Here is a 22440-nt window from a genome sequence, read left to right on the forward strand (position 1 = left end):
ATTTGTCCGAGTGCACGAGCTGTCGGACGAGGGCCCTGTGCGGCGGATCAGCGCTGGAGCGCATCCCCCTCCGCAGGGAATTCCGGCGCCGGACCGTACGGCTCGACCGGTTCGGGCAGGACCGGATCCGCCCCTGCCCCGCCGTCCGCCCCCATGCCGGGCCCGGGGTCGGCGGGCTCGGGTTCCATCAGGTCCGGCCCCCCTTGAACCGGGTCCGGGGGGAGGTCGGGCTGGGGAGCGGCGGGCAGATCGGGCCCTACGGGCGGAGCGGGCGGCACGGCCTGCGGCTCGCCGGCCGGCGGGGGTGGGCTCGCGCCTTCCGCGCCCGCGGAGTCGGCGGCCCCGTCCTGTTCGGTGCGGCCTGGGTCGGCGAAGACCTGCGCGGGGTCCACGGGTGGGAGCGACGCGGGCCGGGCGTCGTCCGCGCCGTCGGTGCCGGTGGGGCGCTCGATCCAGCCACTGTCGACGACGCTCACGAGCAAAAGGTTGTTGACGGGCTGCCCCGCCGGCTTGATGACGAGCGTCCGGTCGGCGCGGTAACCGGGCCACGCCTTGCCCTTGGTGACAGTGGCGGCTCTGGCCGCCACCGGCTCCTTCAGCGGTGCGCCGGAGGCGCACCGCACTCGCGGGGCACCGTACTGGTCGACCAGGATCGCCGTACCGGCCTGGAGAACCGCCTGCCGGGCGACCGCCGAGCCGTCGTGGAAGCCGTGGCCCGTGACGCGGATGTCGGCGCGCAGCACGACGGGGGTCAGGCCGCGCAGATGGGCGGCGACGCCCGACCGTTCGACCTCCGCCGCCTCGGCGAAGGCGCGAGCCTTGTCCCTGTCCGCGGCCAGCAGGCCGGCCTGCCGCGCGACGTCACAGTCGCCCACCTGCTGAGTGCCCGCGTACAGGCCCGGCGTCGCGCCCGACAAGGTGCGCAGCGTCACCCCGCTCCCGGACGGACTCTTCGGCGCGCTCGCGACGGGCGGCAGCGCCGGCGGCGCTCCGGGGGTGACGGTCGATGCCGTGAAGGGCTCCGGCCCCGCCGAGGCGGACGGCAGAAGGAGGATCTCCTCCTGTCCCGCCCCCTCGCTCTCGCCACTACAGCCGGCGGCCAGCGGCGCCACGCACAGCACGGCGACCGCCGCGTACAGACCACGCATCGGTGAGCGCACCACGATCTCCTGCCTCCGCAACTCGAGATGTCCCTCAATTTCTGACGGCTCATCACGAAGAACGCGACTTGAACGCGTTCAGTTCACCGCATAGGCTCGGCGGCGAGGAGTTTGAACACGTTCAATCGATGGGGGGCGTGACATGTTCGTACTGGTCAACCTGATCGTCATGCTAGGAATACTGTTCGTCGTGCCCGCGGGGCTGCATCTGGTGGACCCCGTACGGCTCGCGCCCGTTCGGCGGATCTGGCCGCTCTTCGCCATCCCCGGTGCGGTCGCGCTCTGGCTGCCGCGAGGGGGCGCCGCAGCCGCGCTCGCCGTCGTCTACGCGCTCGGCACGCTGGTCCTGGCCGCCGAGGCAGCCCGGCGGCTCGCCGCCACCCGCTCGCTCGTGCCCGGCGAGATCGCGGTGCTGACCGCCTTGGTCACACCGTCCGTCGCAGGGCTCGCACTGGTGGCGGAGCGCACCGGTCATGAACTGTTCGGCTTCACACTGCCGATCCTGGCGCTGACCGTGCCGCACTTCCACTTCGCCGGCTTCGCCGCCGCGCTCGTCGCCGGCCTGGTCTGCGGCCGGGCCGGCGGACCGCTCGCGCGCTTCGCCGCACTCAGTGTGCCGGTCGGCACGCTGACCGTCCTCGGTGGCTACTTCGTGGACGACTGGGCCGAACTCGCCGGCGCGCTGGTGCTGACCGCGGGCATGTGGGCCGTGGCCCTGGTCACCTGGGACGACATCCGGGGCGCGGAGCGCGACCGTTCGACCCGGGCACTGCTGGCCGTCTCCGCGGTCGTGCTGGTGGTGACGATGCTGCTGGCACTGAGCTGGGCGGTCGGCGAGGCAGCGGACCTCCCTCACCCCGACCTGACATGGATGGCCGCCACACACGGCCTCGGCAACGCCCTCGGCTTCGCGCTCTGCTCGGTGCTGGCCTGGCGAAGGATCAAGGAAATGAAGGAGAGTGCCGTATGAGCTCCGCACGCCGGAACACCGCCCGCAGCCTCGCCTACCCCGAGGTCGGTGCGACGAGGCACGGCCCCCTCCCGGTCGGCTACCACCACCTGCACCACACCGCCCGGATCGGCACCGGGCGGGCCGTCTTCGAGGCGGCGGGCAGCGCCGTCACGACCTGGCGGATGCACCGTGCGTCGGGGGCCGGAATGCGGGCGTCGGCGGAGCGCGCCGGGCCCGGGGTGCGGGTCGAGGTCTCGGTGGGCATCGGGCCGTTGCGCATCGCCGCCCCCTGCGAGGTGATCTGGTCGGTGTACGACGAGGACCGCACCGGTTTCGGGTACGGCACGCTCACCGGCCATCCCGAGCTGGGCGAGGAGTCGTTCACCGTCGACCTGCGTGACGACGGCTCCGTGTGGTTCACCGTGCTCGCGTTCAGCCGGCCCGCGGTCTGGTACAGCCGGCTCGGCGGCCCGCTCGTGCCTGTGCTGCAGTGCTGGTACGCACGGCGGCTGGGCAACACGCTGCGGCGGATCGCGGCGGGCTGACACCGGGCCGCAGGCCGATACTGAAAGGGATGGAGTGGTTCGGCGACGACGCTTACTGGCTGAGCCGGCTGGTCTTCCAGCGGGCTCTCGCCGCCGTGTATCTCGTTGCCTTCCTCGCCGCCGCGCTGCAGTTCAGGGCGCTGATCGGTGAGCGCGGCATGCTGCCCGTGCCGGCCTTCCTGCGCCGCGTGCCATGGCGCGACGCACCGACCCTCTTCCGGCTGCACTACTCCGACCGCTTCTTCGCCCTGGTCGCCTGGACCGGATGCCTGATCTCCGCGGCCCTGGTCGCGGGAGCGGCCGACCGGCTCCCACTAGGGGTCGCGATGGCCTGGTGGGCGGTGCTGTGGCTGCTGTACCTCTCCATCGTCAACGTCGGCCAGACCTGGTACGGCTTCGGATGGGAGTCGCTGCTGCTGGAGACCGGATTCCTCGCCGTCTTCCTCGGCAACGAAAGCGTCCAGCCGCCGGTGCTGGTGCTGTGGCTGCTGCGCTGGTTGCTGTTCCGGGTGGAGTTCGGGGCGGGGCTCATCAAGGTCCGCGGGGACGCCTGCTGGCGTGACCTGACCTGCCTCTACTTCCACCATGAGACACAGCCGATGCCCGGCCCGCTGAGCCGGCTCTTCCACCTTCTGCCCCGGCCCGCGCACCGGGTCGAGGCGGCAGCCAACCACGTGGTCCAACTCGGCGTGCCCGTGCTGTTGTTCACCCCGCAGCCGGTGGCGAGCGTTGCCGCGGCGTTGATCGTGGTGACCCAGTTGTGGCTCGTACTGTCGGGCAACTTCGCCTGGCTGAACTGGCTCACGATCGTGCTCGCCCTGTCCGCGGTCGACGGCTCGCTCGTCGCCGGCGAGCACCCCCTGCCCGGTGCGGCGCTCTGGTACCGGATCGTGGTGATCGCCGTGACCGCACTGGTGCTGGTCCTCAGCTACCGCCCGGCGCGCAACCTGCTCTCGAAGCGGCAGGCCATGAACCGCTCCTACGACTCGCTGCACCTGGTCAACTCCTACGGCGCGTTCGGCACCGTGGGCCGCATCCGCCAGGAACTGGTGGTGGAAGGGACGGACGAGCGGACGATCCACAAGGGCACCGTCTGGCGGGAGTACGAGTTCAAGGGCAAACCGGGCGACGTGCGCCGGCTGCCGCGCCAGTACGCCCCGTACCATCTGCGGCTCGACTGGATGATGTGGTTCGCCGCGCTCTCCCCCGCCTACGCGCGGTCGTGGTTCCTGCCGTTCGTGGAGCGGCTGCTCGAAGGCGACCGGGCCACGCTCCGGCTGCTGCGCGGCAACCCCTTCCAGGACGCGCCGCCCGTGCATGTACGGGCGCGGCTCTACCACTACCGGTTCACGACCCTGCGCGAGCGGCGGGAGACCGGTGCGCGGTGGCACCGCACCTTCGTACGCGAGTTCCTGGCGCCGACGCGGCTTTCGTGAACCGCCGGACACGCCCTCGGGAGGGGCTGCGTCAGCCGTGTGCCCCCTGCCGGGCGGGCAGGGGGCACAGGAAGCGCTGGTCAGTCGATGCCCGGCAGGATGTGCGGTTCGGCGAGGTCCTCCTCGTATCCGGCGAGCCGGATCGGGGCCGAGCGGGCCCAGACCTCGAGATTGCGGATTTCCTCGGCCTTGCCGGCCCGTTCGCCGCCGCGCTCCGACGGTTGCTGTTCATGCTTCACATCTGGTGTCACCGCGCACTCCTCTGTGTCGCGTAACTGGGACAGGGCAGTTCGGTCGCGGTGGCGCCGTCACTCGGGCGGGACCGCAGCCTGGTTGCAGACCTGTCCCAGGACGACCGAAGGGGGTTTGTGGATCCCTTTGGTGGCCGTCCATTCACCCCAAGATAACCAAATGAGCGCCGCCGCGCTCGATAGCGCTCCGAAATCCCCTCGATCCAGGCCGATACCGGCCTCCGGAGCGAAACCGACGGCCGGTGCACCCGTGTCGGGTGCACCGGCCGTGGGAGGTGGTGCCGATGTGCCGTCGGTGGTCTACCAATTGGCGGGTGCGTAGTCCTTGAGGAAGCAGCCGTACAGGTCCTCGCCGTCCTCGCCCCGGACGATCGGGTCGTACACGCGGGCCGCTCCGTCGATGAGGTCGAGAGGAGCGTGGAAACCGGCGTCCGCCAGACGCATCTTGTCGGGGTGCGGCCGCTCGTCGGTGATCCAGCCGGTGTCGACGGCCGTCATCAGGATGCCGTCCGCCTCGAACATCTCCTGGGCGCTGGTGCGGGTCAGCATGTTGAGCGCGGCCTTGGCCATGTTGGTGTGCGGGTGGCCCGCGCCCTTGTAGCCGCGACTGAAGACGCCCTCCATCGCCGAGACGTTCACCACGTACTTCCGGCGGCCCTGCGCCGCGGCCATCGCCGGACGGAGCCGGCTGATCAGGATGAACGGCGCGGTGGAGTTGCACAGCTGGACCTCGAGCAGTTCCACCGGGTCGACCTCGGACACGGTCTGGATCCAGCTGTTCGTGTCGTGCAGGTCCGGCACCAGGCCGCCGGCGTCGATGGCCGTGCCCGCCGCGATGCGCTCCAGGGAGGCGGAGCCGCTGACCAGGGCGAGGTCCGTGACCTCCTGCGCGGTCAGCCCTTCGGCGCCGGACGACGGCAGTGCGGCCACCGACTCGACGGCGCCACTGCCGAACGTGCCGATGACCTCGGCGGGCGGCAGCTCGCCGGCCGGCAGCGGCGCCGACTCGGCGACGACCAGCTCCCGGTACGCCTGCGGGGAACGGCGGACCGTCTGGGCGGCGTTGTTGATCAGGATGTCGAGCGGGCCCTCGGCCGCGACGGAGTCCGCGAGGGCGACGACCTGTGCCGGGTCACGCAGGTCGATCCCCACGATCTTGAGGCGGTGGATCCACTCGTCGCTGTCCGGCATCGCCTTGAAGCGGCGGATCGCATCGTTGGGGAAGCGGGTGGTGATGGTGGTGTGGGCGCCGTCACGCAGCAGGCGCAGCGCGATGTACATGCCGATCTTGGCCCGGCCGCCCGTGAGCAGGGCACGCTTGCCCGACAGGTCGGTACGGGCGTCACGGCGGGCACGGTTCTCGGCGGCGCACCGCCGGCACAGCTGGTGGTAGAACGCGTCGACCTCGACGTAGCGCGCCTTGCAGATGTAGCAGGACCGGGGGCGCCGGAGTACGCCCGCGATGTCCCCCATGCTGGAGGACGACGGCAGCAGGCCCTGCGTCTCGTCGTCGATCCGGGCCGCGGAACCGGTCGCCGTCGCCTCCGTGACGGCCTTGTCGTGCGCCGTCTTGGCCGCGCGGCGCTCCTGCCGGCGGCGCTGTTTCACCGTCCGGTAGATACCTGCGGTGGCTCGGCGCACCGCGATCGCGTCAGGGTGGTCGACCTCGAGTTTGTCGAGCTCTTCGAGCACGCTCAGGCAGACGGCCAGCCGCTCCGGATCGATCCCCGGCCCGTACGCCACCGGGCTGTCCTCTGTCACCGTCATTGCTGGTTGCCGTTCCTCGGTCACTCGAATGCCACGTTTCAAAGGCTCGACTTTACTGAGTGTTGGGTTACCGACCAAATGACACCCGTCACGTCGCACCCGGCAGCGGGTCGGAGCCGGGCCGGCTTCCGGGGCGGGCCGGCGGACTGGCCGAAATCTGCGAGCAGGGGTCGGTGATCGACATCGGCTCGATCCGGTGGCGACCTCCGCAGGGCATCGGCAGCCGCGGCGACCGCTTGCCCCAAGCGTCGCCTGACGGGCCGGCCGTCGGAACGAACCCTTCCCATGGCCCGCCGACACCCTGCCGGCTGCCGCAGCTCCGGGAAGCCGCATCCTTTTTGCGCCAGATTTCACAAAGCCCACACACTCACACCGGAGCGCACCGCACTATGTGATCCGACAGAGCCGAGGTGGCGGCACCGTTGTGGTCCTGCCACTTCTGGGGGGACGGGGCATGCCGGATGGGGGTCCGGCATGCCCTGTCGGGGAGGGACCACGTTCCGGCGAACCGTCCGTACCACGGCTCTCGCCTCTGCGAATGGACCGCTGCCGGCTCTCGCGGCGCCGGCCGGCGCGCGCACCCGTCGGAAGGCGGTCTCTCCCTCGTCGGAGAAGCGTGCGGGTGACGGCCGCCGAACGGATACTGGAGACGAGTCGTGTGCACGGTCGACCGCTTCCCCGGCGGCGTGCCCCCACCCGCAGGGGGACCTGGGTGACGCCCGTACTACTCCGGCAGTAGGAGCAAGTGCCTGCTCAAGAACGACGACGTGGAGGCAGAAGGGGGACAGGGTGGTCACTATGAGTTCCCTCGCGCTGTCCGTGATCCTTTCACTGGTCTCCGCGGTCGCCTACGCCGCCGGGGCGATCCTGCAGGAACACGTGGCGACCACCACACCTTCGCGCCCGTACGCGCCGCTGCACCAGCCCGGATGGTGGGTCGCCGTGGCCCTCAACAGCGCGGGAGCGGTGTTGCACGTGGTGGCCCTTGCCTACGGCCCGCTGAGCCTGGTGCAGCCGCTGGGGGCACTGACCATCGTCTTCGCCCTGCCGATGGCCGCACTGTTCGTACGGCGCCGGGCGGGCGCCACCGCCTGGCGCGGAGCGATCATGGCGACCGTCGGCCTCGCGGGGCTGCTCACCCTTACGGGGGAGGCGGAGTCCCGCCCGCTGGACACCGTCGGCCGGGGCGTCCTCGCAGCGGCCACCCTCGGCGCGGTGGCGCTGCTCTTCCTGGTGGCCCAGAGCGTGCACCGGCCGATCACGCGCAGCGTACTGCTGGCCGGTGCCGCCGGCGTCGCCTTCGGCATCGCCTCCGTCTTCACCAAGTCGGTAGCCGTGGACTGGCTGTGGAGCTCACCGCTCGCCCAGTGGCCGAGCCTGACGGTCATCGCCGCGCTGGCGACCGGTGGCCTGCTCCTGTCCCAGGCCTCCTACCGCGGCGCAGGGCTCGCCGCCCCGCTGGCCACGGTCACCGTCGTCAACCCGGTCGTGGCCGCGGTCGTCGGCATCACCATGTTCGACGAGGGCTTCCGCCACGGCGTGGCCGGCACGGTGCTCGCCCTCGGCTGCGGCGTCGTGGCGGCAGGCGGGCTGATCCTGCTCACCGTCGAACGTCTCGGCAACGGGCTGCCCCCGCGGAGCGGCTCAGATCGACACGCCCCTGGCCCGCAGGTAGGCGAGGGGGTCGACGTCCGAGCCGTACCCGGGGCCCGTACGGATCTCGAAGTGGAGATGCGGTCCCGTGCTGTTGCCGGTGGAGCCTGAGCGGGCGATCCGCTGACCGGCGCCCACCTGCTGGCCCGCCCGCACGTTCAGGGCCGACAGGTGGGCGTACTGGCTGAACCTTCCGTCGCCGTGCCGGATGACGATCTCGTAGCCGTACGCCCCGGCCCAGCCGGCCGACACGACCTTCCCGGCGGCGACGGCCTTCACCGACGTGCCGGTGGGCACCGCGAAGTCCACGCCCGTGTGATAGCCGCTCGACCACGACGAACCGGCCTTGCGGTAGGCGGTCGAGGGGCCGGCGGCGACGGGGGCGACGGCGTGCGCGCTCGGCGTCGTCGGCGTCTCCGGCGCCTGTTGCTGTGGCTTCGGCTGTGGCTTCGGCTGCTGCCGCGGTTTCGGTTGCTGCCGCGGCGCAGGCTTCACCTCCGGGCTGGGCTTCGACTCGGGCTGCGGCTTCGCCGGCCGGCGGGGCTGCGGTTTCTGCTGCGGCTTCGTGGCCGGGCGGTCGCCCGTGGTGGGGGCCCGCTCCTCGGGCGGGGCGGTCTTGCCGCGCAGAGCCAGCCGCTGGCCGGGGAAGATCAGATCCGGGTCGTCCCCGACGACCGTCCGGTTCTGCGCGTACAGCTGCTGCCAGCCGCCCCTGACCCGCTCCGAGCGCGCGATCTGGGACAGTGAGTCGCCGCGGGCGACGGTGTAACCCTCGCGCTGCGTCGGAACGGTGGTCGGGGACACGGCGGTCTTCGGCGCCGTCCGTTTCGGCGGTGCGGCCTCTTGCGGCACTGTGCCCGCGATGTCCGGCGCCTCGCCGCCCCGAGTCAGCCCCGCCTTGGCCGAGCAGGTCGGCCAGGCGCGCGGCCCCTGGCCCTCGAGGACCTTCTCCGCGACGGCGATCTGCTGGTCCTTGGTGGCCAGATCCGCGCGCGCCGCGTACTGCCGCCCGCCGTACGCCTCCCAGGTGGCCTGGCTGAACTGCAGACCGCCGTAGTAGCCGTTACCGCTGTTGATCCGCCAGTTGTCGGTGGACTCGCATGCCGCGACCTTCTCCCACGTGTCCACGGAGGCGGCGTGCGCGGAGCCGGCGCCGATGAGAGGCAGAGCCATGCCGGCGCCGCCGACGCTGACGGTGAGCGAAGCACGGTTGATACGGCTCGGCTGGTATCTGCGGTGCCGACCGGTTCCGGCCATGGCGGTCTCCCCCTGGGCGCAATTCAGGTCATGTCGCAGTCGGTCAACTTAGGTGTGATGAAAGGAGAGTGACAAGACTTCAGCCCGATGCTGGCCCGATCCCACCGGTCAGGTCGGGCCCTGGCCGGGGGCGGGTACTCGGGCGTGGCTCCACGTCACGAACACGGCCCTTGAACGGCGTGGGCGGCGGTGGTGCTCGCTGTCGTCGGCGGGAAGATTCCCCCACCCTGCCCCTTCCCCCGACCGGGCCTCGCCCCGGACCCTGGTGGAAACGAACCTGGCGGCCGGCGCCCACGGGGACAGCGGTACGGCGGCGAGCGGCGCCGACCGCACCCCCTGAGGTAGGGCAACTGGCGGGAAAGCGCCTCCCCATGAGCCATGGAACCCGGCCGGAAAGCGACGGACGCAGGCCGAGAGACTCACGGCCACGCGCACGACGGGGACGTCAGCCGCCCAACAGCCGCGTGCCGCCGAACGTCATGCACGCGGACAGCGGAAGCGTCGGCGCGCCGACGGTCACCACGTCATCGCCGAGCCGACCCAGCTCGATCGTCGTCCAGGACGCAGATGCCCTTCATGCTCTTCTCGGCTCCGTCGGCCTCGGCGGCGACGTCGGCGACCTGCTGCCAGGTGGGCTGTGCGGGCGTGGTCGGGCCGTGCTCGGCGAAGACGTCCTTGCGGTACATGAGGAAGGACGACTCGCCGTAGAAGGGCTCGGCGTACACGTGCCGTCGTGGGTGAGCGACCGGGCGACCGGTTTCAGGATGTCGCCCTTGCCCGCTTACGGTGCCCGGGGGTGCGATTGGCGCCCGTGGGCGGGGTCTACCGTGTGCGGAGGCCTGCTCGAGGCTCGATGCTCGATGAATGGCCGGCACCGCCCGTACGTATGCGTAGGGGCGGCACTTACCTACGGACTTCCAGGAGCACACGCATGAGTGGAACCGCCCAGATCGGTGTCACCGGGCTTGCGGTGATGGGCCGCAACCTCGCCCGCAACTTCGCGCGCAACGGGTTCACGGTGGCCGTCCACAACCGTACGGCGGCCAGGACACGCGCCCTGGTGGAGGAGTTCGGTCACGAGGGCACGTTCGTCGCCGCCGAGTCGGCGCAGGAGTTCGTCGCGGCGCTGGAACGGCCCCGCCGCCTGGTGATCATGGTCAAGGCGGGCGAGGCGACGGACGCGGTGATCGAGGAGTTCGCGCCGCTGCTCGATGAGGGCGACGTCATCATCGACGGCGGCAACGCCCACTTCGCCGACACACGGCGCCGCGAGAAGGAGCTCCGTGAGCGCGGCATCCACTTCGTGGGCGTCGGCATCTCCGGCGGCGAGGAGGGCGCCCTGCACGGCCCGAGCATCATGCCCGGCGGATCTGCCGAGTCGTACGCCTCGCTCGGCCCGCTGCTGGAGAAGATCGCGGCGAAGGCCCCCGACGGCACGCCGTGTGTCACGCACGTCGGACCGGACGGCGCCGGGCACTTCGTGAAGATGGTCCACAACGGCATCGAGTACGCCGACATGCAGCTCATCGCGGAGGCGTACCATCTGCTGCGCGCGGTCGCGGGCTTCTCCCCCGAGCAGATCGCGGAGACCTTCCGAACCTGGAACACCGGGCGGCTCGACTCGTACCTGATCGAGATCACCGCGGAGGTGCTGGCGCACACGGACGCGGCGACGGGCAAGCCGTTCGTGGACGTCGTCATGGACCAGGCGGAGCAGAAGGGCACCGGCCGCTGGACGGTGCAGATCGCGCTCGACCTGGGCGTGCCGGTGTCGGGAATCGCGGAGGCGGTGTTCGCGCGGTCCCTCTCCGGCCACGCCGCACTGCGGGACGTCTCGCGCTCGCTGCCCGGCCCGCACCCCAAGCCGCTGGACGCGAACGAGGCGGGCCGTTTCGCCGACCAGGTGGAGCAGGCGCTGTACGCGTCCAAGATCGTGTCGTACACGCAGGGCTTCCACCAGGTACAGGCCGGCAGCGACGCGTACGACTGGGACGTGGACGCCGGTTCCGTGGCCGCGATCTGGCGGGCCGGGTGCATCATCAGGGCCGCGTTCCTGGACCGGATCCGCGGGGCGTACGACGAGCAGAGCGACCTGCCGAGCCTGCTGGCCGACAAGCAGTTCGCCGACGAGATCGGCGCGGCGCAGGACGACTGGCGGGAGGTCGTCGCGACGGCCGCCCGTCAGGGTGTGCCGACCCCGGGCTTCTCCGCGGCACTGGCCTACTACGACGCGCTGCGCGCCGCGCGGCTGCCTGCCGCGCTCACCCAGGGCCAGCGTGACTTCTTCGGCGCGCACACCTACCGGCGGACCGACCGCGACGGGTCGTTCCACACCCTCTGGGGCGGCGACCGCACGGAGGTGGACGCGGGCTGACCTCCCGGCTCAGGGCCCGGCGGGTCCCGGCTGGGGTTCCGGCTCAGGCACGGGGTCCGGGCCGGGCCCCGGCGGCCTGGGGATCGGATCCGGCGAGGGCACCGGCGGCGGGCTCGGCGTCGGCACCGGCCCGGGCAGCGGCCCCGGGTCCGGCGGCGGCCCGGGATCGGGCGTGGGCACCGGCGGTGCGGGGTCAGGATGCGGGTGCGTCATGCGAGCCTCCCGGGTACGTTGCGTGTCTCGGGGTCCGCGTTCCCATGCGTGGCGGATCCACTCCCCACGGGGCGCGCGGATCTCGTACGGCGCGGGCGGAGGCAGGGATCTCCCCACCCCACCTCTTCCCGGATCGGCGGCTCCGTCCGCGGGAGCCGGCCGAGCCCCCTGAGCGGCATCCGGGCGGCGTCCGGTTCGGGAAGGGCGCCACCCCCGAGGGCGCCGACCGGCCCGCCTGCGTCCCGGAGGGACCCGCCTGCGTCCCGGAGGGGATCAGAGCGACGCGGCCGCCTGGGGGCTGCGCTCGGTCTCGCTGCCGGGCACGGGCTCCGAGGCGTCGGATCCGAGCGCCACGATCCTGTTGTCCGCGTCCACATGCACCACGCTCGGCACCAGGGTGCGTGCCTCCGCGTCCTCGACCTGGGCGTAGCTGATGAGGATGACGAGGTCACCGGGGTGCACGAGATGCGCGGCCGCCCCGTTGATCCCGATCACACCGGAGCCGCGCTGCCCCTCGATGACGTAGGTCTCCAGCCGGGCGCCGTTGGTGATGTCGACGATGTGGACGAGTTCACCGGGGAGCAGGTCGGCGGCGTCCATGAGGTCCCGGTCGACGGTGACGGAGCCGACGTAGTGCAGGTCGGCCTGGGTGACCGTGGCCCGGTGGATCTTGGACTTGAACATGGTGCGCAGCATGTACTACTCCCAGAGGGTTGGCTCCCTGCCTGCTCTTGCAGGTCAAGGGCGTTTCTCACTCTACATCGGCACGGTTTTCCAACGGGGTGCCGACCATGGTCAAAGACTGAAGCTGACCAGTCGCTGACTTACCTGACGGCGCGTCCGCAATAAAGTCGAAAGGACCCTACGTCACAGACGCGGTCTGTGCTCGTGAGAGCCGTCACATCACGGGGCTGGATCGCAGCGCTTCGTCAGTCGGCTCCAGAGCGCGGAGGCTGAGCGTTCGGCCCGGTATGGAAGGCGACGATCCGCGGGACTGGGACGCGCTGCGCGCCGCAGGTAAAGAAGTGGACGCCGCTTCTCCAACCCCCGCTCCGTGGTAATCGCCCGCGCACCCCCGGGTGAGCCCCCAACAGAAGTTCCAGGGCCTACTTGGAGGCGTTGTCGCCGCCGCGAGTCGAGAAGGCGGCGACGCCGCCGATGGTGCAGATCTGCAGGATGTGGCTGCATCCCGCTACGCCCTGGCCATCGTCCAACGTGGTCGACCGGACGCCCTGGCCGGAATGCCAGTGCGGCGGCGCCACCGACCCGCGCCGACCGCAGCTGGGCCACTGCCACAGGCGAGAACCCCGGCTACGCCTCGCCCGCAACGCGCACAGGCGTATGCGCACGTTGGGGCGACTGCTCGGGGGGCGCCGAGTGGGTAGCGCTCAGGGTGCTGCTGCAGCGGCCAGTTCCCGCAACTGATTGACTCAGCCGCCGCTCTTGCGCCTGAACGACCGCTGGCTCGCAGCCGGGCCGTGCGCCGCACGCACCTTCGACGCATCCGGGTTGGCGGCACCATCGGCCGCGCCCGCCTGCGCACCGCGCTTGCGCGCCAGGGCTTCGCGGAACTTGCGCTTGAGGTCGTAGTTGCCGTCGCTGTCCGGCGCCAGAGGGGACGTCTCCGGAGCAGCCGGCTCCGAACCTTCCGTAGTTACGGGCTCTGCGGTCATGGTGACCTCCTGGGTTCGGGGGTGGGCCAGCACAGCTTGTCATGCGGGGCGCCGGCACGATCATCCTGCCCCGTTCCGGCGGCTACCCCTGCCGCGGTCCAGGGCGCTCGCTTCGTGGGGTGGGGGGCACAGGACGGGCTTCGGGCCGGGCGGAGGGTTGTCGAGCCCTTGGCCCGGACGTTCACTGCCAGGGCAGCGGCTCTCAGCCGTTGCGACGTACGAGGGCGGCCTTGTGGGCCTCGGCGAGCTTGCGGGCCTCGCCGGCCTTTCGGGACTTGCCGCCGGCGCCGCGGGAGGTGTCCTTGCTGGTGCCGAGGCCGCGGAAGGGAGCGTTGCTGTTCTTGGGCCGGGGGCCGGCGGGCCCGCCGTCGAGCGGGGTGCCGGAGGGAGCCCTGGCGCCGGTGATGCGGCTCAGTTCCGCCTCGCCCGACCGGACCTTGGTGACGGTCGGCTCGATGCCGGCCCCGGCCATCATGCGGCTCGTCTCGCGGCGCCGGCCCGCCAGCACGAGCGCGACCACTCTGCCGGACTCACCGGCGCGGGCGGTGCGACCTGCCCGGTGCACATGGTCCTTGGGGTCGGTGGGCGGGTCGATGTTGACCACGAGATCGAGATCGTCGACGTGCAGGCCGCGGGCCGCGACATTGGTCGCCACCAGAACGGTGATCTGGCCGTTCTTGAACTGCGCCAGGGTCCGTGTGCGCTGTGCCTGGGACTTGCCGCTGTGCAGAGCCCCGGCGTGCACCCCGCTGGCCCGCAGATGCCGGGTGAGCTGGTCGACGGCGTGCTTGGTGTCGAGGAACAGCAGTACGCGGCCTTCGCGGGCGGCGATCTCCGTGGTGACGGCGTAGCGGTCAGGGCCGTGGACGACCAGAACGTGGTGCTCCATCGTCGAGACCGTGCCCGCGGACGGGCCGACCGAGTGGACGACGGGGTCGTGGAGGACATCGCGTCGGGAGGGGCACAGGCACGAGTACGTCCTCGACCTGCGCACCCTGCGCCAGGCGCCGCTCGCCGAGCGCCACAGCGTGGACGAACAGGCCACCTGCCTGGGCAACCGCACCGGCGCCTACACCCTGACCACGAACGGCAAGATCGGCAGCAGTGCCCTTGGGAGCGTCCCGGCGGACGGCACGGGAAACCCGCGTCTGCTGATGCGGGCGCCTCGTCGCCGGCGCCGCTGTAGACGGCACCCCGGCCTGCCGGCCACGCTGGAGGGGCACGGATTCGGGAGCTTAGGTACGTTTCCGGTATGGGCATCGATGTCGACGCGTTCCTCCGTCGTCTGGCTGAGGAGTTCAGACCCCGGGCGGAGGAGTCGGCCGACCTGCTGCTGCGACGCCTGCGCGTCGACATGCCCGAGCTGTGGGAGCACGAAGAGATCGTCGAGCTCGCGCTGGAGGAGACGGCCAAGCACATCACCAGGTTCCTGGACGTGCTCGAAGGGCGCATCGACGCGACGGAGGTCGAGGCGCCGTCCGAGGCGCTGGAGGTCGCCCGCCAGGCCGCCCGGCGCGGGGTGCCGATCAGCCAGCTGCTGCGCTCCTACCGCCTCGGTCACTTGGTCCTGGTCCAGCTGATCCAGGGCGAGGCCGCCCGGCTCACCGATGACTGGGAGCTGATGAACGCCGCGGCCACGCGGCTGGTCGGCGCGGCCTTCGCGTACGTCGACCGCGGGTCGGAGCAGGTCGTCGCGGCCTATCAGGAGGAGCGCGACCGGCGGGTGCAGCGACGGCTGCTGCTGGCCAACGAGGCGAGCCGGCGGATCGGGACGAGTCTCGACACCGCCCATACCGCCGAGGAGCTGGCGGAGTTCGGCACCGAGGACTTCGCCGACCTCGTCACCGTCGACCTCCTCGACTCCCTGCTCCACGACGGCGACGCCCATCCGCCCGCGCCGGCCGCGCGCACGCCGGTGCTGCGTCGTATCGCCCAGCGTTCGGCGCTGGACGACGACGTGGACCTGCCGGTCGCCACCGGCCGGACGCACACCTACCCGGCGGAGTCAGAACCGGCGCGCGCTCTGGCCTCGGGACAGCCCCGCCTGCACCGCGCCACGGCGCCCGCGTCCGACCACCACTCCGCGCTGCTGCTGCCCCTGCGGGCCCGCGGCAACGTCCTGGGCCTCGCCCACTTCCTCCGCCGCGCCACCGCGCCCCCCTTCGACGACGACGACCTTCTGCTGGCCCAGGAGATCGCGGCACTGGCGGCGGTGTCCATCGACAACGCCCGCCGGTACAGCCAGGAGCGCACCACCGCGCTCACCCTCCAGCGAAGCCTGCTGCCGCAGCGCGCGGTGCAGCAGTCCGCCGTCGACACGGCGTCCCGCTATCTGCCGAGCGGTGCGCGGACCGGCGTGGGCGGTGACTGGTACGACGTGATTCCGCTGTCCGGAGCGCGCGTCGCCCTCGTCGTCGGCGACGTCGTCGGCCGCGGGCTGAACGCCGCCGCCACCATGGGCCGCCTGCGCACGGCCGTGCGGTCCTTCGCGGACATCGATCTGATGCCCGACGAACTCCTCACGCACCTGGACGACGTGGTGATCCGCCTCCAGCACGAGGAGACGCGGGACTACGGCGAGTTGAGCGCCACCTGCCTGTACGCGGTCTACGATCCGGTGTCCCGCCTGTGCACGCTGGCCAGCGCCGGCCATGTCGCGCCGGCCGTGGCAACTCCGCCTCCTGCCCGGGGCGTCGACGCCATCTGGGCGGTCGACTTCCCCGAGATGCCGATCGGCCCACCCCTGGGCCTGGGCGGACTCCCCTTCGAGACGTCGCAGTTCGAGCTGGCGGAGGGCAGCCTGCTGGCCCTGTACACCGACGGCCTCATCCAGAGCCGTGGCCGTGACGTCGACTCCGCGCGCGCCGCACTGTGCGACGCCCTCACCGACGGACCGGACGCGCCGGAGGAGATCTGCGACCGGCTGCTGGCCGCCGTACTGCCCGTGGATCGCTCCGACGACGTCGCCCTGCTGGTGGCGCGGACCCGGGCCCTCGACCCCGGCCACGTCACCACGCTGGACCTGCCCTCGGACCCGGCGGCCGTCGCAGGCGCGCGCGGCCACACGTCCGAGGCGCTCGCCGCCTGGGGGCTGGAGGAGCTGTCCTTCGCCACGGAACTGATCGTCAGCGAACTGGTCACCAACGCGATCCGCTACGGCAAGGGTCCGATCCAGCTCCGGCTGATCCTGCAGTCCACGCTCACCTGCGAGGTTTTCGATACGAACAGCACCTCCCCGCACCTGCGCCACGCCCGCACCTTCGACGAGGGCGGGCGCGGGCTGCTGCTGGTCGCCCAGCTCGCCGAGCGCTGGGGCACACGGCACAGCCGCGAGGGCAAGGTGATCTGGGCGGAACAGGCCCTGCCCACCGAGGCAGACGGCGTCCTCAGCTGACGCCCTGCTCCACCCGTCTCTCGGCGTGAACCGGTCCCCGGCCCGGGTTCCTGCTGCCGAGCCATCCGAGAAGGAACGCCGCGGGTACGGAGACCAGGCCCGGGGACCGGAACGGATACCAGTTGAATTCCGCCCCCGGCATGAGCGCGTACGCGGATCCGGACATGGTGGGAGAGAACATCGTCAGGACGGTGCACAGCAGCAGCCCCCCGTAGACGGACCACACCAGTCCTCTGCGGTTGAATCCCTTCCAGAAGAAGGAGTAGACGACCACCGGGGCCACGCATGAGGCCGCGACGCTCATCGAGAAGATGGCGAGGAACTCCAGCGAGTACCGGTGCGCGGCCGCGGACAGCGTCAGACCCATGACGCCCAAGGCGACGATGGCAAGACGCAGGACGCGCACCTGTCGGGTGGTGGTGCGAGGGCCGTCGGCGCGCGCGAACACATCGTGGGCCAGGGAGACGGCGGCTGCGAACACCACGCTGGTCACGGTCGTGAGGACGACAAGGAAAGCGACACAGGCCACGACGGTGATCAGCGCGGCGCGTGTGGCGGAGCCGTTCGGCAGGACGTCGGAGGCGAGCAGGATCGGGGAGGCCTGCCCGTTGGCGTCGACCATACCGATTCCCCAGCCACCGACCACCGCCGCGGCCGCGAAGCCCGCGGCGATCATGAGGAGGAAGTAGGCACCGGTCAGGCCCGCGGCGATGCTCATGGATCGCCGTGCCGAGCGGCCGCTGCGGGACGCGGCGATGCGCAGGATCAGGTGCGGCATCGCGACCGTCCCGAGGATCTGGACGAGGTGATCGCTGATCATGTTGAGGGGCACGAGGCTCGATATGTGTGCCCAGAGCCCCGGGCCGAGATAGTCCTCGGGCGCCACGCTCTTGTCCACCGCGGCCGAGAGCAGGCTCCCCGCGTCCCACGAGAACTTCCGCAGGGACAGCACCGTGAGCACCGCGAGCGTCACCAGGGTGATGACGACCTTGACCACGTGGATGCGGCTGGTGCCCTTGAAATCCGCCACGGCGGCGAAGCAGACGACGAGCCCGCCCATCAACACCGTGCACAGCACCTGGGCCGCATCGGTCGACATGCCGATCAGCATGGCCGCGATGATGCCGCCGGCCCGCAGCTGGAGCACGAGCATGGGAAGCGTGACGGCGAGGGTCACCACAGCCGCGGCGATGCGCGGCGCCGCCCCGGACGCCCGCAGGGAGAAGAGGTCGCCGAGTGTGTAGCGGCCACTGTTGCGGATCTTTTGCGCGAGGAGCAGCAACAGTCCGAGTGCGATGACGCTGTCGACGGCCGAGGCGTAACCGTCGTAGCCGAAGAGAGCGATGGCCCCGGTGGTCGCGAACAGCGTGAGGACGGAGATGTGTTCGCCGGCCATGGCGAACCCGTTGAAGACCGGTGAGAGGGACCGGTCGGCGATGTACAGCTCTTCCGGGTGGTCGTCGTGGGTGGCCAGAGTGAGGACCCACAGCAGGGCCAGACCGATGAAGACGAAGAAGGCGATCAGCACCGGGCCTCTCGCCGCCGAACCGATCGGGTCGTGTCCGCTCGAACTCAGGAGGTACCAGGTCACCGGGTCACCGCCCGGGACTCGTCGGCCGGAGGGGCACACCGGAGGCCCCGGACATCAGGTGCCGTTCGATGTGGTCACACACCCGCATCGCCCGGTTCTCGTACCACCAGACGCTGCCGGCGAAGACGCCGAGCTGCAGGATTCCCCAGCCGAGGCCAAGCGTGAGCCGGCCGTACACGGGAGCCTCGGCGAGCTCGGCGGCACAGGACAGCACGACACCGACCGCGAAGGGCACCGCGTTGAGGGCAAGGAACACCAACTGGGCACGGTGCACGGCGTGGCGGTGAATGTCAGCGTGTTGCGGACGGACGTCCGTCACCGGCTCATCGGGCGGCTTAGGAACGAAGTAGGAGCGCACGGAACTCTCTTGTACGTAAGGGTGCGGGGGTTCGGGACGTAGTCACGGCGATCCGTGGCACGGACACGCTGACGGCCTCGCGGTCCCAGCGGGGCCGTCACTCCCTGCCGTCCGACCGGAACGGTCAGGCCACGGGCACCGAGCCTCGACGGGCGTTGCGCCGGCTTCCGTTGACCAGATCGTTGAAACGGTCGACGGCCCAGATGGTGCGCAGTCCCAGCGGGCCCATCATCATCGGACGAGGGAACGTCGGCTTCTTCGCCCACAATCCCTCCAAGTCCTCGTGTCGCTCGCCGTCGACGATGAGATCGGCGATGAGGGACCCGACGTAGGGTGCTTGAGCCAGGCCGTGGCCGTTGCAGGCGATCGAGTAGAAGATGTTGTCGTCGATCTGCCCGCCGAGCGGAAGCCAGGACGAGGTGATCGCGATCCATCCTCCCCACGCACGATCGATCGCGACGTCGGACAGAGCGGGAAACCGCGTCGCGAAGGCTTCTGCCAGTTCTTCGACGAGCGCCGGGTCCGGCTTCTTCTGCGGGAGGGGATACGTCGTGCCGCGCTCAAGCCGTCGGACGCCGAACACGATGGTGTTGCGCGGCGTCAGGCGGTAGTTCTCCATGATGTTGTGCTGGGTGACGAGTCCCGACCGACTGGTCCACCCCAGTGCCGCCAGACGGGCAGGATCGATGGGCTCGGTCTCCACCTCGATGACCCAGATGGGCACGGAGAGCCGTGGAGGAGTGATGTCCCACTCCCCCGCGTACGCGTTCGTCGCCAGAACCACTTGGTGCGCCCGCACGGCCCCCTGAGGAGTGGTGAGGACCACCTGACCGCGGTCGCGCGTGACATCGGTGACCTTCGTCCGCTCGAAGACTCGCGCGGACGAGCCGAGCAGTGCGCGGCGCACACCCGAAGTGAACCTGCCGGGATTCATCATTCCCCCGACCACCTCGCGCATCCCGCCGAGGAATCCGCGGGGGATTCCGAGTTCTTCGCTCGTACCCAGTTCCACGTGGCCGCCGGCGCGCTGAAGGATCTTGGTCACACGGCGCACTCGGCCCATCTGTCCGCGAGACACCGCCGCGAAGACGTTGCCCGTCGGTTCGTAGTCGCAGTCGATGTCGTACGTCTTGATGAGGTTTTCCACGTGGTGCGCGGCGTGCTCGGCAAGTCGGACCATGCCGGGCATCTTCTTGCGGAACAACAGATTGAGGAGTTGGAGGTCCCCGCCTGGAGCACCCGCCACTTGCCCTGCGTTGCGAGAGCTGGAGCCGTGTCCGCAGAACTCGGCCTCCAGCAGCACCACGTCCTGACCACGTTCCGCCAGTCGCAGCGCCGTCGACATGCCTCCGAGGCCGCCGCCGACGACCGCGACCTCACAGGTGAGGTCGCCGGTCAGGGCCGGCTGGATGTCCACGGGCGGATCGACCCAGCCGCTGAAGGTGGTGTACTCGACGTTGCCGGTCTTCATCTGATCGCTCCTCACGAGCTTGCTCTGATCCTTGGTTCGCTGCTCAGGCCCGAGCAACGCTGCGTTCGTCCGAGGCCGGTTCCGCCCCCGTCGCCACGTTGTGGTTGTGCAGAGCGCGGTAGGCGAGGAAGTACATGAACATCTGGAATCCCCAGGTGGTCAGCGCAGCCATGTAGAAGAGCGTTCGGTGCTCGTCGTCTCCCGGAATCGGGAAGAAGTCGTAGGTGATGGCGATCACCGAGGCGGCCGCGGTCGCCAGCCCGGCGCCGATGGCGAGACCCTTGGCACCGATCTTCCAGACCCGCCACGTGAAGTAGGCCAGGAAGAGCGTCGTGAGCACGTTGACCACGACGTAGTACGTTGCCGGGCCGACGTGGAGCTCGTGGCCGCGGAACTGCTGGAGGTACAGCCCGGCGACGATGGCCAGTGCGAACACGCCGACATCGACCGCGACGGTCGGCTTGTACCGGTGCGTCACGCGCATCAGGCCCATGACGAGAATGAGGGTGATGCCGACGGATCGCGAGAAGGCGTCGAAGAAGTACGCGATGCCGTACAGGATGCTGCCCTCGTCTCCGCCCAGGAGTGCCCAGAGGAGGAAGTTCGAGCCCGAGGTGGCGACGACCATCCATTCCAGGCCGAGCAGGTAGTTGTTGTAGCGTCGGATGAACTTCCATCCGAAGCAGAAGCCGGCGAAGATCATCCAGAGATCGGCCAGCATGAAGAGCAGGTCCTTCATGTCCTTGATTCCTTCGGGTCACGCCTTCGTCTCTGTGTTGAAGGCGGCGAGTTCGGGTCGGGCGCTGCACCCGCCGCGGCGGGTTGTCCCAGCGCAAGGCACAACTGATTCAGACCGATGCGCCTGCGACGCGCCGACCGGACCGAGCGCGTGAGATCAGCACGGTCACCACGACGAGCAGGGCGAGGACTCCGGAGAGCCAGTAGCCGATGCCGTAGAGGCCCTTTGCAGCGACCTCGAGACCGGTTCCGGGCACGGGAACGAGGGAGGCGCTGAGGTCGCCGCTGACCAGTGCCGTGCCGAAGGCGAAACCCACGGCCATGGACGTGCCGGCGATACCGGCTGCCATTCCGGCCTTCTCCTCGGGCACTGCCATCTGCACCATGGTGAAGCCGGCCGCGTAGCCGATTCTGCAGCCGAGACCCATGACGGCAGCGCCCACGAGGTACTGCCACTTCTGGTCGTGGGCCACGGCGAGCCAGGCCAGCCCCGCTGCGCTGATGAGCGCCCCGATGACGAAGACGGGCACACCACGGCCGTTGAACAGAGCACGGTCGAGCACGGCACCGCGGACCAGGAACGCCGCCGCGAAGGGCACCATGAGCCAGCCGGTCTCCAGAGCGCTGAGCCCGAGGCCGTAGGCGTCCGCCGGCCGAAGAGCCGCAGGAATGATCTGGGCGTACGTGCTGGCCAGGAGCAGGAAGGCTGAGTTCACCGCTGCGAACAATGCGATGCACAAGCACGAAGCGGTGACCAGAGGAGCCTTCATCATGGCGACGTCGAACACCGCCGAGGAGGACCTGCGCTCGACGCGCACCCAGGCGATGCCACCGACGATGCCGACCACCAGCGGAATGAGTGCCGCGCTGCCCCACACGAGGCCCTGCGTCAGAGTCAGGAGAATCGCCGCGACCCAAGCGATCATCCACACCGCGCCGAGTACTCCGATGCGGCCGGCGCGCTCGGCGGGCGGGGCGTGGGGGATCGTGGCGTACGACGCGACGGTCGTGGCCGCGCACACGGCGGTGAGGATGATGAAGAAGCTCCGCAACGACAGGTTCTCGACGATGAAGCCGCCGCCGATCATGCCGACGACGATGCCCACACCGGTGGCGATGACGAGGACCGCGACCCCCACCGTGATGCCGCTCTCAGCGAGATTGCGCCGCAGGAAACTGAGCGGAAGCAGCTGTGCCGCGCCCCCGAAGCCCAGCAGAGTGCAGCCGACCAGAAGGGTCGGATACGAGTCACCGACTGCCGGAATGAGCGCGCCGACCGCGAGGAACGCGGACGCCGCCACGGAGGCGTTCCGGTCGCCGTACAGATCGGCGAGGCGCGGCAACAGGATGAAGCCCGCTCCCCCGCCGAGGGTCAGCGCCGAGTAGAGCCAGGTGGTCTCGGCCACTGTGGCGAGGCCGTACTGCGCCTGGATGATCGGCAGGAGTGGCGGCAGGACGAAGATGACTGCGTTGGTCAGGACGACCAGCAGCGCGCCCACGCCGATGAGCACCCCCTTGTTCGGCGCACGGCGAGAAGGCGCCTTGCGGCCCATTGCGGCGGGTTGGTGGATCTCTGTCATGGCTCTCTCCGGTTTCTGATCAGACGT

General features: G+C 70.5%; 17 protein-coding genes and 2 pseudogenes. 6 read left to right on the plus strand and 13 right to left on the minus strand.

Annotation, left to right across the window (positions count from 1 at the left end):
• Nucleotides 1–47: 47 nt before the first annotated feature.
• On the minus strand, nt 48–1163 hold the full coding sequence (locus tag IE198_RS00785; RefSeq protein ID WP_229833661.1) for a DUF6777 domain-containing protein: 1116 nt from the start codon (nt 1161–1163) through the stop codon (nt 48–50).
• A gap of 139 nt (nt 1164–1302) precedes the next feature.
• Between IE198_RS00785 and IE198_RS00790 the strand changes: the two genes are divergently transcribed.
• Genes IE198_RS00790 through IE198_RS00800 form a run of 3 tightly spaced genes read left to right on the plus strand, consistent with a single transcriptional unit; the run spans nt 1303 to nt 4093 of the window.
• On the plus strand, nt 1303–2130 hold the full coding sequence (locus IE198_RS00790; protein ID WP_189881581.1) for a YndJ family protein: 828 nt from the start codon (nt 1303–1305) through the stop codon (nt 2128–2130).
• Complete coding sequence (locus tag IE198_RS00795) at nt 2127–2657, plus strand: DUF1990 domain-containing protein (protein ID WP_189881583.1); 531 nt, start codon at nt 2127–2129, stop codon at nt 2655–2657. Before IE198_RS00790 ends, IE198_RS00795 begins: the two co-directional genes overlap by 4 nt.
• Nucleotides 2658–2686: 29 nt before the next feature.
• Nucleotides 2687–4093 carry a lipase maturation factor family protein gene (locus IE198_RS00800; protein WP_189881585.1) on the plus strand — a complete coding sequence of 469 codons (1407 nt, stop codon included), beginning with the start codon at nt 2687–2689 and terminating at the stop codon, nt 4091–4093.
• An 80-nt stretch (nt 4094–4173) separates the two neighbouring features.
• On the opposite strand, the gene IE198_RS00805 is transcribed toward IE198_RS00800, so the two are convergent.
• Together IE198_RS00805 and IE198_RS00810 are read right to left on the minus strand one after the other, a co-directional pair.
• Complete coding sequence (locus tag IE198_RS00805; RefSeq protein ID WP_189881588.1) at nt 4174–4344, minus strand: hypothetical protein; 171 nt, start codon at nt 4342–4344, stop codon at nt 4174–4176.
• A gap of 300 nt (nt 4345–4644) precedes the next feature.
• The gene (locus IE198_RS00810; protein ID WP_189881590.1) at nt 4645–6111 is read right to left on the minus strand and encodes an SDR family NAD(P)-dependent oxidoreductase; all 1467 of its coding nucleotides are present in this window, start codon (nt 6109–6111) and stop codon (nt 4645–4647) included.
• Between the two features lie 798 nt (nt 6112–6909).
• On the opposite strand from IE198_RS00810, the gene IE198_RS00815 reads away from it, so the two are divergent.
• On the plus strand, nt 6910–7875 hold the full coding sequence (locus tag IE198_RS00815) for a DMT family transporter (RefSeq protein ID WP_189881591.1): 966 nt from the start codon (nt 6910–6912) through the stop codon (nt 7873–7875).
• Here the strand turns inward: IE198_RS00815 and IE198_RS00820 are convergent.
• Both IE198_RS00820 and IE198_RS00825 read right to left on the minus strand, forming a co-directional pair.
• Nucleotides 7756–9021, minus strand: a complete 1266-nt coding sequence (locus IE198_RS00820) for a peptidoglycan DD-metalloendopeptidase family protein (RefSeq protein ID WP_189881593.1) — start codon at nt 9019–9021, stop codon at nt 7756–7758. The genes IE198_RS00815 and IE198_RS00820 overlap by 120 nt on opposite strands.
• Before the next feature lie 560 nt (nt 9022–9581).
• A pseudogene (locus IE198_RS00825) lies at nt 9582–9790 on the minus strand (extracellular solute-binding protein); the annotation flags it as partial.
• Between the two features lie 162 nt (nt 9791–9952).
• Here IE198_RS00825 and gnd point away from each other — a divergent pair.
• The gene (gene gnd, locus IE198_RS00830) at nt 9953–11395 is read left to right on the plus strand and encodes an NADP-dependent phosphogluconate dehydrogenase (RefSeq protein ID WP_189881594.1); all 1443 of its coding nucleotides are present in this window, start codon (nt 9953–9955) and stop codon (nt 11393–11395) included.
• Between the two features lie 486 nt (nt 11396–11881).
• Here the strand turns inward: gnd and panD are convergent, their stop codons facing one another.
• The 3 genes and pseudogenes from panD to IE198_RS00845 all read right to left on the minus strand — a co-directional run.
• Nucleotides 11882–12304 (minus strand): aspartate 1-decarboxylase, encoded by a 423-nt coding sequence (gene panD / locus IE198_RS00835; protein WP_100110345.1) that lies wholly within the window; start codon nt 12302–12304, stop codon nt 11882–11884.
• A gap of 734 nt (nt 12305–13038) precedes the next feature.
• Entirely contained in the window at nt 13039–13281 is a 243-nt protein-coding gene (locus IE198_RS00840) for a DUF5302 domain-containing protein (RefSeq protein WP_189881595.1), read from the minus strand.
• Nucleotides 13282–13483: 202 nt separating this feature from the next.
• Nucleotides 13484–14233, minus strand: a pseudogene (locus tag IE198_RS00845) (helicase-related protein); the annotation flags it as partial.
• A gap of 300 nt (nt 14234–14533) precedes the next feature.
• Here IE198_RS00845 and IE198_RS00850 point away from each other — a divergent pair.
• On the plus strand, nt 14534–16675 hold the full coding sequence (locus IE198_RS00850; protein WP_189881596.1) for an ATP-binding SpoIIE family protein phosphatase: 2142 nt from the start codon (nt 14534–14536) through the stop codon (nt 16673–16675).
• Here the strand turns inward: IE198_RS00850 and IE198_RS00855 are convergent.
• The 5 genes from IE198_RS00855 to IE198_RS00875 form a co-directional block, all read right to left on the minus strand.
• On the minus strand, nt 16668–18266 hold the full coding sequence (locus IE198_RS00855; RefSeq protein ID WP_189881597.1) for a sodium:solute symporter family transporter: 1599 nt from the start codon (nt 18264–18266) through the stop codon (nt 16668–16670). The genes IE198_RS00850 and IE198_RS00855 overlap by 8 nt on opposite strands.
• Nucleotides 18267–18270: 4 nt before the next feature.
• Nucleotides 18271–18525: a hypothetical protein gene (locus IE198_RS00860; protein WP_189881598.1), complete on the minus strand. Its 255-nt coding sequence runs from the start codon at nt 18523–18525 to the stop codon at nt 18271–18273.
• 223 nt (nt 18526–18748) lie between these two features.
• Nucleotides 18749–20095 carry an NAD(P)/FAD-dependent oxidoreductase gene (locus IE198_RS00865; protein WP_189881599.1) on the minus strand — a complete coding sequence of 449 codons (1347 nt, stop codon included), beginning with the start codon at nt 20093–20095 and terminating at the stop codon, nt 18749–18751.
• A gap of 43 nt (nt 20096–20138) precedes the next feature.
• The gene (locus tag IE198_RS00870) at nt 20139–20834 is read right to left on the minus strand and encodes a transporter (RefSeq protein WP_189881600.1); all 696 of its coding nucleotides are present in this window, start codon (nt 20832–20834) and stop codon (nt 20139–20141) included.
• Between the two features lie 109 nt (nt 20835–20943).
• Nucleotides 20944–22413, minus strand: coding sequence for an MFS transporter (locus IE198_RS00875; protein ID WP_189881601.1), 1470 nt, complete (start codon nt 22411–22413; stop codon nt 20944–20946).
• Between the last annotated feature and the right edge of the window lie 27 nt (nt 22414–22440).

Origin of the sequence: Streptomyces xantholiticus, assembly GCF_014651015.1 — a bacterium.
GTDB classification, from domain to species: domain Bacteria; phylum Actinomycetota; class Actinomycetes; order Streptomycetales; family Streptomycetaceae; genus Streptomyces; species Streptomyces xantholiticus.

Coding starts and splice junctions, on each gene's coding strand:
- IE198_RS00790 (WP_189881581.1), top strand. CDS start 1,303: ATGTTCGTACTGGTCAACCTGATCGTCATGCTAGGAATACTGTTCGTC.
- IE198_RS00795 (WP_189881583.1), top strand. CDS start 2,127: ATGAGCTCCGCACGCCGGAACACCGCCCGCAGCCTCGCCTACCCCGAG.
- IE198_RS00800 (WP_189881585.1), top strand. CDS start 2,687: ATGGAGTGGTTCGGCGACGACGCTTACTGGCTGAGCCGGCTGGTCTTC.
- IE198_RS00810 (WP_189881590.1), bottom strand. CDS start 6,111: ATGACGGTGACAGAGGACAGCCCGGTGGCGTACGGGCCGGGGATCGAT.
- IE198_RS00815 (WP_189881591.1), top strand. CDS start 6,910: ATGAGTTCCCTCGCGCTGTCCGTGATCCTTTCACTGGTCTCCGCGGTC.
- IE198_RS00820 (WP_189881593.1), bottom strand. CDS start 9,021: ATGGCCGGAACCGGTCGGCACCGCAGATACCAGCCGAGCCGTATCAAC.
- gnd (WP_189881594.1), top strand. CDS start 9,953: ATGAGTGGAACCGCCCAGATCGGTGTCACCGGGCTTGCGGTGATGGGC.
- panD (WP_100110345.1), bottom strand. CDS start 12,304: ATGCTGCGCACCATGTTCAAGTCCAAGATCCACCGGGCCACGGTCACC.
- IE198_RS00840 (WP_189881595.1), bottom strand. CDS start 13,281: ATGACCGCAGAGCCCGTAACTACGGAAGGTTCGGAGCCGGCTGCTCCG.
- IE198_RS00850 (WP_189881596.1), top strand. CDS start 14,534: ATGGGCATCGATGTCGACGCGTTCCTCCGTCGTCTGGCTGAGGAGTTC.
- IE198_RS00865 (WP_189881599.1), bottom strand. CDS start 20,095: ATGAAGACCGGCAACGTCGAGTACACCACCTTCAGCGGCTGGGTCGAT.
- IE198_RS00870 (WP_189881600.1), bottom strand. CDS start 20,834: ATGAAGGACCTGCTCTTCATGCTGGCCGATCTCTGGATGATCTTCGCC.
- IE198_RS00875 (WP_189881601.1), bottom strand. CDS start 22,413: ATGACAGAGATCCACCAACCCGCCGCAATGGGCCGCAAGGCGCCTTCT.